This is a genomic window from Bacillus sp. FJAT-28004 (genome assembly GCF_001280845.1).
Lineage (GTDB): Bacteria > Bacillota > Bacilli > Paenibacillales > Paenibacillaceae > Pristimantibacillus.
This window is the reverse complement of record NZ_LGHP01000001.1, coordinates 1,132,319-1,144,858: the sequence shown is the minus strand read 5'-3', so window position 1 is coordinate 1,144,858 and position 12,540 is coordinate 1,132,319. Positions and strand designations below refer to the sequence as shown.

Annotated in this window: 11 protein-coding genes; 5 read left to right on the top strand and 6 right to left on the bottom strand. The window is 46.6% G+C overall.

Annotated elements, in window-relative coordinates:
• Positions 1–131: 131 nt before the first annotated feature.
• Both AC787_RS04720 and AC787_RS04715 read right to left on the bottom strand, forming a co-directional pair.
• A complete protein-coding gene (locus tag AC787_RS04720; protein ID WP_054023722.1) occupies positions 132–1,547 on the bottom strand; it encodes a CDP-glycerol glycerophosphotransferase family protein in 1,416 nt (471 codons plus the stop codon).
• Between the two features lie 8 nt (positions 1,548–1,555).
• Positions 1,556–2,578, bottom strand: coding sequence for a polysaccharide biosynthesis protein (locus AC787_RS04715; RefSeq protein WP_235560901.1), 1,023 nt, complete (start codon positions 2,576–2,578; stop codon positions 1,556–1,558).
• Between the two features lie 274 nt (positions 2,579–2,852).
• Here AC787_RS04715 and AC787_RS04710 point away from each other — a divergent pair, with 274 nt between their 5' ends.
• From AC787_RS04710 to AC787_RS04695, 4 genes are all read left to right on the top strand, one after another.
• Positions 2,853–3,968 carry a DegT/DnrJ/EryC1/StrS family aminotransferase gene (locus AC787_RS04710; RefSeq protein ID WP_054023720.1) on the top strand — a complete coding sequence of 372 codons (1,116 nt, stop codon included), beginning with the start codon at positions 2,853–2,855 and terminating at the stop codon, positions 3,966–3,968.
• 5 nt (positions 3,969–3,973) lie between these two features.
• Positions 3,974–5,011, top strand: coding sequence for an N-acetylneuraminate synthase (neuB, locus tag AC787_RS04705; protein ID WP_054023719.1), 1,038 nt, complete (start codon positions 3,974–3,976; stop codon positions 5,009–5,011).
• A gap of 10 nt (positions 5,012–5,021) precedes the next feature.
• Positions 5,022–6,161, top strand: coding sequence for a UDP-N-acetylglucosamine 2-epimerase (gene neuC, locus AC787_RS04700; RefSeq protein ID WP_054023718.1), 1,140 nt, complete (start codon positions 5,022–5,024; stop codon positions 6,159–6,161).
• Between the two features lie 134 nt (positions 6,162–6,295).
• The gene (locus AC787_RS04695) at positions 6,296–7,357 is read left to right on the top strand and encodes a YheC/YheD family protein (RefSeq protein WP_152970586.1); all 1,062 of its coding nucleotides are present in this window, start codon (positions 6,296–6,298) and stop codon (positions 7,355–7,357) included.
• A 92-nt stretch (positions 7,358–7,449) separates the two neighbouring features.
• On the opposite strand, the gene AC787_RS04690 is transcribed toward AC787_RS04695, so the two are convergent.
• Together AC787_RS04690 and AC787_RS04685 are read right to left on the bottom strand one after the other, a co-directional pair.
• Complete coding sequence (locus AC787_RS04690) at positions 7,450–8,490, bottom strand: N-acetylneuraminate synthase family protein (RefSeq protein ID WP_054023716.1); 1,041 nt, start codon at positions 8,488–8,490, stop codon at positions 7,450–7,452.
• An 18-nt stretch (positions 8,491–8,508) separates the two neighbouring features.
• Positions 8,509–9,306 (bottom strand): cytidylyltransferase domain-containing protein, encoded by a 798-nt coding sequence (locus tag AC787_RS04685; RefSeq protein ID WP_054023715.1) that lies wholly within the window; start codon positions 9,304–9,306, stop codon positions 8,509–8,511.
• Between the two features lie 214 nt (positions 9,307–9,520).
• Between AC787_RS04685 and AC787_RS04680 the strand changes: the two genes are divergently transcribed.
• A complete protein-coding gene (locus tag AC787_RS04680; RefSeq protein WP_054023714.1) occupies positions 9,521–10,909 on the top strand; it encodes a hypothetical protein in 1,389 nt (462 codons plus the stop codon).
• Positions 10,910–10,970: 61 nt separating this feature from the next.
• On the opposite strand, the gene AC787_RS04675 is transcribed toward AC787_RS04680, so the two are convergent.
• Complete coding sequence (locus AC787_RS04675; protein ID WP_054023713.1) at positions 10,971–11,615, bottom strand: acetyltransferase; 645 nt, start codon at positions 11,613–11,615, stop codon at positions 10,971–10,973.
• A gap of 405 nt (positions 11,616–12,020) precedes the next feature.
• A partial coding sequence (locus AC787_RS04670) for a hypothetical protein (RefSeq protein ID WP_054023712.1) occupies positions 12,021–12,540 on the bottom strand: 520 nt, incomplete at its 5' end.

Below are 12,540 nucleotides of genomic sequence, written 5' to 3'. Positions count from 1 at the left end.
TACTAGCTTCTACAGTAACATACCACTTAACTTTATTAGATAATAGTTCGATGGTCAATGAAATAAACAAAGAAATGCAGCCGTCCTCTGAGAAGGACAGGCTGCATTTATCATGAATAGGACTACAATCTTCAATTTGCTAACGGTTCTTCATCACTAGCCGCTTCCGCTTCGGCCACAGAGGCTGTTGTCGCGCTAAGACGGCGCAGCGAAGACCAAATGAATCGATTGCTGTTCCCTGTCGGTTTCACCTTATCAATAACGCCCATTCTTGCATACAGTGAGGTCAAGTATTTGGGGTTCACAATCGCTTTGGACAGTATCTGTTTAAGCCCAGCTGCCGAATGAAAACAGACCGGCGCGTTTCGAATATAATATACGAACCCAGGCTTACGATAAAAAATAACGGGTTTTGCGCTGATAAGAGCCTCGTATGCGACAGAGGAGTACGGTGTTATCACTACGTCTGATCGGTCAATCATCTCGTTGAGCGGCAATATGCCATGTCTAAAAATTTTAGACTTTCTGCATCTCAAGCTTTTCCGAAAATACGAACTGTTACCTTGATCCGGATGCAATTTATACGAAACGGCAATTTTTCCATCGTAAGGTTTGGCTGCCTGCTCTATGGTTCGAATAAGAGTTTTATTGTGTTGATTACCTAATGGTTGTAATGCAACAAGCACATGCAGCTGAGCGCTGCCCATTTTGGCGGCGGCATTATTGCCTGTAGGTAAATTACGGTAAAAACATGGTCCGCTGACGGCAATTTTGTTAGGCGCCGCTCCGTAAGATTTAAGAAAATCCGCATGGGACTTGCCCCATACGAAGTTAAGGTCTGCATTGACAGGAAAATGTGCAAGCGGAGCCATTAATCCGTGTTGGACGTTAACCGTGTGCACGTTGCGCGATTGAGCAAAAGATGTCATCAACGCCCCGTGATGATTGATGGTCGATCCGTAGACTGTACGACGAATGGAATATCGGTCGAACAGGGTATGCACGCGGCGTACATCCAGCATCGCCTTTTTGACGCGCCTCGTGAGCCACGATCGAAAGCCAGCTTTACGGAAAACGGCTGGCGTATGGACGGAGGATAATATTGTGCGCAGCTGTCTCATTGTCTTTTGGGCCATAGCAGGAGAAAGCTGTGCTGGTGGAAGTCTTGGCAAGAAAATGAGCGGACGGCATTCCTTCATCTTCAACATAGATTGGTATTCGCGAGGGTAATGGGCGACATACAAAATCTTTTCTCCTCCCGAATCTTTCGACATGCCGAATAGTTCAGCGCGGACAATCGTATAGCCGGATTTATGAAGATTGGGCTTAGAAGGCACGAGATAAGGACTGCAAGCGGCTTGCAAATTGCGGATTGACCCTGTTTTTTTCCGCTTCGCATTGCCGAAAGCCTTGGAATGATGCAACGCATATTTCTGAAAATCCCGCAAGATCAAGATGCCGAGCGGCACATTGTCGTAGCTAAGCGACTTGCAGGCTTTCAGGAAATCGATACTATGCCGCCAAATAGTCCAAGTTTTATTATGCATGTGAACCTCTATACCTCCCCATAGACTGACAAAATTGAAACCAATTGCTCTATTGAAGCCTTAGTAGCTTTATCCGAACGGTATAGAGTAACTACAGACGGCTGGAAGTGTCGAAATTTAAGTTTCCCTCTGGATACAGGAAGAACGACATACAATTCGTTATCTTCAACTAAAGTTGTTAATTCGTCTTCAGTAAGCAATTCCTCATGAAGTTTCTCCCCCGGCCGAATACCAACAATCCGCACGACCGGCAATGGCAATCCTTTATTCAGGCAATACTGCTGAACGGCAAGGCTCAAGTCCTCCAGCTTCAACGACTCCATCTTCAAAATAAAAGTCTCTCCGCCTTCACAATAGCAAGCTGCTTTAATTGTCAAGTTGGCCGCCTCTTGAATAGACATAAAAAAACGAGTCATGTTGGGGTCCGTGATCGTCATTGGTTTTCCGGTCAAAGCTTGATTCATCAGAACGGGAAATACAGAGCCCCTCGAGCCGATCACATTGCCGAAACGTACAGAGCAAAATTTCGTGTCCTTATTATTCAGCATGTAGTTCGCTTGCTTGAACAATTTTTCAGTAATCAACTTGGTAGCACCCATTGTGTTGCTGGGGTTGATTGCCTTGTCGGTACTGATGTTTATGACCTTCTTAACTTTATTCAAGATACTGGCGCGAATGACGTTGTCACTGCCGTAATTGTTTGTTTTCACCGCTTCGAACGGATTTTCCTCACAGATGGGAACCTGCTTCAAAGCTGCTGCATGAAACACGTAATCCATCCCTCTTACGGCAAAGTTTACGGAATCATAATCGCGTATATCACCCAGTATGAATTGAAGCCGTTTTTCGTTCGCATATTTCAGCTTCATTAAATACTGCTTCGTATCGTCTCGGTTAAATACGACGATTTGTTCCGGCTCGTAAGTAAGCAGCGTTGAAACGATCTGTTCGCCAATGGAGCCGGTACCTCCGGTTACTAAAATTTTTTTATTTCTGAAAAAGCTAGATATCTGTTGGGATGATATGGACATCATTCCCCCTCCTTCGAGATGAATGGCTGCAATTTAGACTCGTTTAAGAAAAGCGCTCTGCACGATGCGGGCGACATATTAGAGACAGCTGCGGATTGGTTGTCTAATACTCTATGGTATGTTTTGAGAGAATTTATGGTTATAGGTAATTCATCTATCTTTGCGATTTAAAAGAGAAGATAGGCAAACCATCAGGAGCAACAACTGACCGGAATAAATATAGTAATAGTAGACTGTTTCTTATCAAAACTGCATCGGAAAGGATCGATAATAAATGGAAGTTCCTTTATCCAGACCTGATATTACTAATTTAGAAAAAAAATACGTGATGAAGGTGTTAAACTCCGGGCAGCTCAGCTTCGGAGCAACGCTTCTCCAGTTTGAACAAAGCTTTTGCGATACATTTAATGTCTCCTATGCAGCAGCTATGAACAGCGGAACAAGCGCACTTCATGTTGCTGTCAAAGCGCTAGGGCTGCACACCGGCGACGAAGTGATCACTACGCCGTACAGTTTTGTCGCATCTGGCAACTGCTTGCTTTACGAAGGTCTCAAACCCGTATTCGTCGATATCGACTCGGATACGTTTAACATCGATACAACGCTGATCGAACCGGCCATTACGCCGAATACGAAAGCGATCTTGGTCGTGCATGTATTCGGTCAGCCATGTAATATGGACGAGATTCAGAGAATTGCGGATAAGCATAAGCTCTTTATTATTGAAGATGCATGCGAAGCAATAGGAGCCACCTGGAAAGGCAAGCCGGTCGGTACGCTCGGAGATATGGGCGTCTTCGCTTTTTATCCAAACAAACAAATTACGACCGGGGAAGGCGGCATACTGATTACAGATAACGAGCGTTATTTTAAACTTGCCAGCAGTCTCCGCAACCAAGGACGCGATCCGGGAAGTGACTGGCTGACACATGATCGCATCGGTTACAACTATCGAATGTCCGATCTGCAGGCTGCTGTCGGATTGGCTCAGATGGAAAGGTTGACGACGATTTTGTCCAAGCGCGAGCGAGCTGCAGCGCATTATACTCGCTTGATTCTGAGAGCCGGGCTGCCTGTGAAAACATTAAAGCCGCTGCCTGATTCGACAATGAGTTGGTTCGTCTTTATCGTTATGCTTCCGGAAGGCACAAATCGCGATGTAGTGATCGCGCGGCTGGCGCGGAATGGCGTCCAAAGCAAGCCGTATTTCCCATCCATCCACTTATTTCCAGTCTACCGAAGCCAGTACGGGTTTAATCCCGGAGATTTCCCGGTCAGTGAAAGCACGTCCGATCGGACGATTGCCATCCCTTTCTATTCAAATATAACGTTCAAAGAGCAAACACATGTCGTTAAGAGTCTAAGCGAAGCGTTACAAGGGGAGGATTAACTACGATGGAGCTGAGGATCGGAAAACATACCATTTCGAATGCTCACCCGATGTACGTCATCGCGGAAATCGGTGTCAACCATAACGGCTCGCTTGAGACGGCCAAAGAAATGATCGTTTCCGCCCGCGATTGCGGCGCTGACGCTGTGAAATTTCAAATGTTCCGTAGCGAAGACCTCGTATCCGATCAGGCGGCGCTGGTCGAGTACCAGAAAGCTTCCACTTCCGATTCGACTCAGCTCGAGATGCTGCGCCGTCTGGAGCTGGACGAATCTGCGTTTCTCGAGCTGAAAAGCTTCTGTGATACGTTAGGCGTAACGTTTCTTGCCACCCCATTCGATACGAAGAGCGCCTACACGCTAAACCAAATGGGGATCGAGGCGTTTAAGATCGGGAGCGGCGACATCACCAATTTACAATTGCTTGCAGCCATCGGCTCCTTCCATAAGCCCGTCGTCCTATCTACCGGCATGACGACTTTAGGCGAGATTGAAACAGCCCTTGCCGTGCTGAAGCAAGCTCCGAAAGTGGCGCTGCTGCACTGTACCTCTGCTTATCCGGCTCCTTATGACAGTATTAACCTGCGCGTCATCGAAACGCTAAAGCCGGCTTTCGGCGGTATAATAGGCTACTCCGACCATTCGGTTGGGATGGAAGTGCCGATTGCTGCAGCCGCACTCGGATATAAGATTTTAGAGAAGCATTTTACGTTGGACCGCACAATGCCCGGACCAGACCACCAGGCATCGATGGAACCAGATCCGTTTAAACGGATGATCGAGGCGATTCGGCATGTCGAGCTGGCGCTTGGCATTACGCAGAAACGAGTGACTGAGGTGGAAGAGCAGACGAGGGAGTTGGTCCGTCGGGGCGTATATGCAGGTAAGGACTTACCTGCCGGTCACGTGATACAGGAGGCGGATCTGCAGCTATTACGACCTCTCGGGGAGATTGACGCCGCACAATATAAGCAGCTGCTCGGCAAAAAGACTACGCATTCGTTCAAGAAGGGCGAACCGCTCTCTTGGCTAGGGCTAGCGTAAGGAGGCCATTATGAATATTCTTTGCATCACGGGAACGAGGGCGGATTATGGTATTTACCGTCCTCTTCTTCTTGAGCTTCAACGTGATCCTAATATAGAGCTAAAGCTGGTCGCCACCGGCATGCATGTGCTGGACGAATACGGGAGCACGATTGATCAAATTCACAAGGATGGTTTATCCGTAGCAGGAACGCCGTCCATATTAGTAAAAGGCGATTCCACCTATGCGATGTCTCAGTCGGTCGGACTCGGGATCATTTATTTCTCCGATATTATCCACTATAACAAACCTGACTTCATTCTGCTGTTAGGCGACCGAGGCGAAATGCTCGCAGCAGCAATTGCAGCGCACTATCAAAATATCGGCATTGTCCATCTTCATGGCGGAGAGTGCAGCGGCTCGGCGGACGACATGGTACGCCACGCGATTTCGACGTTTGCTCATCTGCACTTCGTATCGAATGTAGAAGCTCAGCATTTCCTCGTCAACCGCGGCGAAGCGCATTGGCGAGTTATTCCGGTAGGTTCGCTTAGAAAAACGGAAATACAACGGGTTTACGAACTCAAGGCAACGGAACGCGAGCGGCTGCTGACCCATTATGAGCTTGCGACGACGCATCCCAAAGTACTCGTGGTCATGCACCCCGATTCGAAAGAACCGCTTTCGTTTGATGCGCAAATCGAACCTGTGCTGCAGTCGCTGCGCAGCATGAAGCAGACGCAGTTTATTATCATTGGTCCGAATAGCGACGCGGGCGGGGAAATATTCAAGGAAAAGCTGTACAGCTTCGTCAAAGAGAGTTCCCTTCGTCGTTACTATGCTTCGGTGCCTTCGAGCGATTATTTGTTCCTATTATCTCAGGTCGATTTGCTTGTTGGAAACACCAGCAGTGGCATCATTGAAGCGCCCTTCTTCCAACTGCCATTCGTCAATATCGGCGCAAGACAGAGAAACCGCACTCATGCAGCCAATGTCATTCATGTTGAATATGAAGAAACGAATATAACGGAGGCGATATCCGCTTTACTCGAGGCAAGCAGAAAGTCTAACGTAGAAAATCCTTATGACCTGTGCGACTTTCCGGAGAAGGAAATCGTGCACATGCTGAAACATTTGGTGCAACATCCGCAACTTCTGAATAAGCGATAAAAGCGGAACATTCCGTAATTCATGACACATGACCATACCCTCACCTGATCACCATCATATCTTGTATCATACTATTATTTAAAGGAGGGATAGCCCTGCATCCTCCCTATGTGGGCATTCTAGTAGACAATAAATTGCATCGCAAGATTTCCTCTGGAGCTCCGGACTATGAAAACGTCGACCTATACGTAAAGGCAGGTAAAAAATACGGCGTTATCCCCTGCTTCTTCCGAATCCGTGATCTTCGGATAGGACAATCAACTGTGAAGGCTTATGTTAAACGAAACCATGGTTACGTTCGAATGAATGTCCCTGCCCCCTCGGTCATACACAATCGGGCATTTATTTCAAGAAAAAGTCAAAATCGTCGATTGTCTTCGTTCCTGCATAACGGACGCCTGCTGTTTAATCGCCGAACTCGTTACGGTAAGCTGCATATTCACCGCTTGTTATGGGAAGACGCGGATTTACGCCCGCATATGCCAGCAACCGTCCGGGCAACAGCGGCCACCATTCAAAGGATGATGAATCAGTTCGACTCTCTGATTGTCAAGCCAAACAGCAGCAGTGTTGGGCTTGGCATCATGCGTATAGACCGAACGAGTGCTGGTTGGAAGTTGACGTATCCGATAGCAACCGTTTCCGTGAAACAAAAGTGGCGCTCCATCGAATGGAAAGGTAAAAACCTGCCCCCAATCCTTCGGAAACGCATTCGTAGCACGTTCTATATCGTGCAGCAGCTCTTGCCTCTCGCAACTTTCAAAGGGAGTCCCTTTGATCTGCGAGTCTCCGTACAGCGAACTGCGAGCGGCCACTGGGGTATGACCGGTATCGTAGCGAAAGTCGCTCCGAAGCACACATTCGTGACGAACGTAGCTCAAGGCGGTAGGACGTATCAATTGCACACTATATTAAAAAATGAATATGCGCATCTAAACATGGAAGAAATAGAAAAACGCATCTACAACCTTTCCATGAGAATTGCTTTCCAGCTATCCAAACGACTTCCTCATATGGCCGACTTAGGGCTCGACGTAGGCGTTACGACCGACGGGCATCCGATGTTCATCGAATGCAACGGCAGAGACCAGCGTTACACCTTTCGCGATGCCGGCATGCTGGACGTGTGGCGAGCTACCTATGATAATCCAATCGGTTACGCCAAATATCTGCTCGACAAACGCTCCGACAAATAAGCGTCGGAGCGTTCTGTTACGTAAAAGACCCGAAAGATAGACACTATGAAAAAAGTGCCCGTCTATCAGGTCTTTTGCGTTTATATTCAGAACTATACAGGATCAGCACCATTAATAGATTTCCATGAAAACGCCTGCTCTTCACCAACCGACTGCAGCAACGTCCGTCCTAGTAACTTGTCGAAATCGTCTGGGGCCATATCCGACCAAGCTTCCGTCCGCTTAAACTGAATATCCCTCTCCGTCAAGACCGATCCGATTGGCAAATCTCGCGCGGCAACCATTTGCTTGCGAGAATGCACATACTTTTTCTCATCCTCTTTCAGCTCGAATTTCGAAGGTCCACTCATTTGCGAAATCGTATTCGTATTTTCGGTAAATTGAATAAACGTATTTGCACCAATGGCGGATTCGTCGTCTATACGTTTGCTTACAAAATCCAACGTGACATGCTGTTCAAATACGCGCGCTCCGAGGCCATATGCTGCAGCATAAGCAACATACCTCTCTAGTTCGGAATGTGCTGCGGTATGATCTGCATACCCGACTGGAAAATCGAATATTTTTTCATACATAGGTATCTTTTGCAGATGCAGCGATGAAGGCGGCGTCGGATACTGCTGTATCCCATACATGAATACGATATTTCTCTTAGGAGACAGCATGTGAACGGTGTATTCGATATCGGACAATGTCGCTCCTCCCACGCCTACGAATAACGGCTGCTCCGCTTTTGACAGCTTCTCCAGCATGTAGGCATCATGCATGCTTGCCGCATGGATTGCCAAAGCATCAACTTTCTCATCGATTAGAAATGTAAGTCCCGGCAGCTCATCGGCCAATCCGACGATTGCCAGCTTGTTCATACGGCAGTGAGCGAATACCTCCTTCCATTGTTCGCGAGTTAGCAGCCACTTTTGCAAACGCCCAAATAAAGAATGGCTCGATGTCATGTAAGCATCCAATTCCAGCATAATATGAAGCTTCACCGCATCCGCACCCGACGATTTTAAATCATCGATCAATTGAAGCAAATAACTTAAGTTGCCTTCATGGTTGTACGCGGTTTCAGCTATTCGAAAAATAGAGGAAGGTTTTTCCTTTTGACTGAAATACGTTTCTATATCATTCATTCTGTTATGGCTCCTTCCTTAACTCCTATATATTTGTTCCTTCAACAGCAGCAACCGCTCCATTTGAACTTCATACAGCCGCTCGATCTCCGTCTTTTTATCCGAAGCAAGCTGTTTTTGTACAACGTTTCGATTGAACAAGGAAGCATAAGGCAGCCTATCTATTTCGCTTAAAATAGAGCCTAAGCTATGCCGTTCACCCAGAATCTCTCCTAACTGCTGCAAATACTGCAGATCCTCGTAGGTATCCAGGGTAAGCCTCACATCTCGGTATTCCTCATTACGAGCCTTTATAACGCGAACATCAAAAATATGAGGCTGATTTAACCAGTACCCCCATATTTCGGTATCCGAATCCGTGCCTTCCTTAAATGCAACCACGGTTTTCAAAGCTTCGTAACGAATGCCGTACAAAGAAGCCCCTAATGGGAGCCCATCTACATACATAAAGTCAGGTTTGCGCAGCAACGCCTCATTAGTCAATAAATTCGCATATTCGATCGCAAAAAAAGGGTTATCCGCGGTGATCGAAAGCACATAATCTAATCTATAAAATGTAGCAGCCTCATATAACCGAAGAAGCACATCATCCGGATGTCCCATAAAATAATGTATACGCTGAGCATGCGCGGCATCGACTAACGGCGAATCCTGCGGATTGGTCGAAGTGCACAGCACAATTTGATCTATTCGACTTACCAGCTTAGCCCTCTCAATGACGTGATCAATAACCGGCTTACTCCCAATATGAAGTAATAGTTTAAGAGGAAGTCTGGTTGATTTCAATCTAGCCGTAATCAGCACGCCGATTTTCATTGCATGATCCTCCTTTATAATAGCCCCTTTTCTTCAGTCACACTTCAACGTAAAGCTCATATATTCTATGACAAGCATGTGAAATATGATCTAGACACCTGTTTCAATGTATACAACTTAGCCAAAAATGGTTGACTGCCTCATGGCATGCGTCTCCCTTCTCTCATACGATACATAAAGGATTTATCCGCAGATTCAAGGGAGGTATAAATAGATGATAAACTCGCAACTTCGAGCATACGACTTGACTGCAAAATTCTTTCATACGTTTCGCAGCGTCAAGTACAAGCACGTTCCTGTCGTTAGGGCAATGGCCTATCCCTTCCATCTTGATGCCGTCAAATCTTTCAAAAGCTCCAAACGAACAGGCCAGAGGTGGATACGTAAACCCCGGCAATTATATGACAAGTTGGTCGCAAACGACGTCGTAATAACGGTGCCTTATAATCCGAGCCAGCTTGGAAAATCTAAAACGATATTTAGTTCTAAGGTTATAGAGGGATTAGGTATCAATATAAAACAAAATATCATTTGTATCGAAAAGAAGAACAGCCGGCGGTTGAAAGCTCCCTATTATAATCCGGAAGCATCCGGTCGTCTCCTAGCAGCCCACTACAATATGTTATTAAGTCAAATCAAGTCGATCGTGCGGAAGAAAGGCGTACATCCTTACTTCAAGCGTAAAGTTTTCATGAAATGGATTAAATCCCAGCTTCGCTCAGTTATGCGGAAAATCGATGGTATTGAACAGTTATTTTCAAAAAATAACATCAAGGCTGTCATTCAGTCCTCATCCGTAAATCCGATGGGCTACCTGCTCGTGCACATGGGCAAGCAGCGCCGCGTTCCTACGATGAATATTCAATACGGGCTGCTCGATACGTACCAGATTTTATCTACAAACGTAGATCATTACGTCGCCTGGGGCGATCAGCATCGAAAGCGGCTTACGCGATATGGTACTCCTCAACATAAGTTTCATATACTTGGGAACGCGCGGTTCGATCCCCTCTTTAATGGTAAATGGATGAATAAATCACAACTCTCTAGAAGAATGGGCATTAAAGGAAATAAAACGATATTTGTTTATCCTGAACAGCCTCTGAAGATGCGTTACAACCGGATCGTTATGCAGCGAGTCATTCGGGCTCTGCTTCCATTCCGCAAAAAAGTAGCGCTCCTCGTGAAGAAGCATCCTCGTCAAAAAGGTAGCGGATTATCTTCTGGCATGATGCGCAAATACCCATTTGCAAAGCTTATTCATAAGCGGTCAATCCGACTATATGATATGCTGAGCGGCGCGGACACTGTGTTTGTGCAGTTCTCAACTACTGGTCTCGAAGCCATGCTGATCCGTAAGCCCGTCATTGCGCTGTCCTTCTTCCCCAATACGAATAAACACGAATACTCTTATTACGCATCAAGCAAACTGCTAACCTCTGCGAAGGGACAAAAACAGCTTCGGACGATTGTATCGAAATTCTTGAAAGACAGCTCCTTTCGACGACTTATGCTAAATAAGCAGGAGAAATACCTTCTTGGCGCATACAGCGGCAGTGGGAACGCAAGAAAAAAAATTAATGAGTTAATGGTAACCATTTAATGAGAAGAAAAGGATTGAGCAGCATACTGGTTCTGCTCAACCCTTTTCACTTTTGGTTCAATTAATCCGCAATTGGCGGAAGTTCTCCAATTATTCGTGCAGGCACGCCGACTGCTTTGCTATAGTCAGGAACATCTCGGGTAACCACCGTTCCCGCTCCGATGACACAACCTTTTCCAATACGGATGCCAGGAATGACAACAGTACCAGTCCCAAGCTCGCTTAACCTCCCGACACTCACGTTTCCGGCAAGTCTGCAGCCTGGTCCGATGTTGACATAATCGCCGATCTGGCAATCATGATCGATTCCTGCCGCAGTATTTATTATACAGCCGCGTCCGATGACAGCGTCTGGATTAACAATGGAGCCAGCCATGACCGAGCTTCCTATTCCAAGTGTACTGCTAACCGCCAGTACGCTTGTTTCATGCACAGCAGAAATGACCGGACATCCAGCACGTAACAGCCATTCGACCTTGCTCCTTCGAATATGCGGATTGCCGATAGCGACATGCCAACCAGTTATTTTGCTGCGGTGAGACATCCGCGTCGTTTCCAAATCCTGCTCGATATCGTATTCAAGAAAGTAGGGATCAACGGCCTCCGGCGACATCGTAAAAACGACGATTCTCTCGTTTGGCTTTTGACTTTTGAAGATGTCTGTAATGACCTTCGCATGCCCTCCCGCTCCAATAATGCCTATCATGCTTTCACCATCCTGTTAATAAAGACCTTCTACTACTGTATGAATTGACGTTCGTCCCTGTCATTCCGTTCGTATGGAGGCAACAAGTTATTCATTCTCTTTATTGCCGCTCAGTTTCAGCAGCCAGCGAGTATAAAGCGAAGCTCTGCTATAAAGTGAAGCTATTGTCATATCGGAAGCCCGTACTCTCTTGCCAGATCGAAGCCTTGATGTGATCGGAGATTTAACGGAGGTGTACGGAATAGGTCTTATGCCATTCTGAATGACAAGATCCGGAGACCATTGCTACCAGCTGGCATGGGTCAGATGAATTCGGGAAGAACATAGACAAAGTCTCGGCAGTAGTTATAAAAGAAAAAGCCCATTCCGTTTATAGGAATAGACTAATCGCATTATATGAAAATATTAGACAAGTGGTTGAATCACAATAACAGGTGTACCAGCTGGACCAACTGGACCATCATCAATATATATAACATAAGAAGCTCCGCTCGTACCCGTTAATACCAATCCCGGTTTATTCGGCGCCGCACTGGCAGCAAGTTCCACTGTTGAAGTACCTGTAAGTGTACTTTGAGCTGGTGTATCCGTGACTATCACCTTAGATGCTGCTGTCACGCTAGTACCTACCGTTAGTGGACCGCTGGTGATGACGGTGTCGCCTGCAGCATTCCCGAGGATCGTATTGCCATTTACAGTCAAATTGCCCGTGACCGTCTCGTTCCCTGTGACTGTTTCATTCCCGGATACAATCAAATCGGTGCCAACCGTTAGCGGACCGCTGGTGATGACGGTGTCGCCTGCAGCATTCCCGAGGTTCGTATTGCCATTTACAGTCAAGTTGCCCGTGACTGTTTCATTCCCGGATACAATCAGATCGGTGCCAACCGTTAGCGGACCGCTAGTGATGACGGTGTCGCCTGCA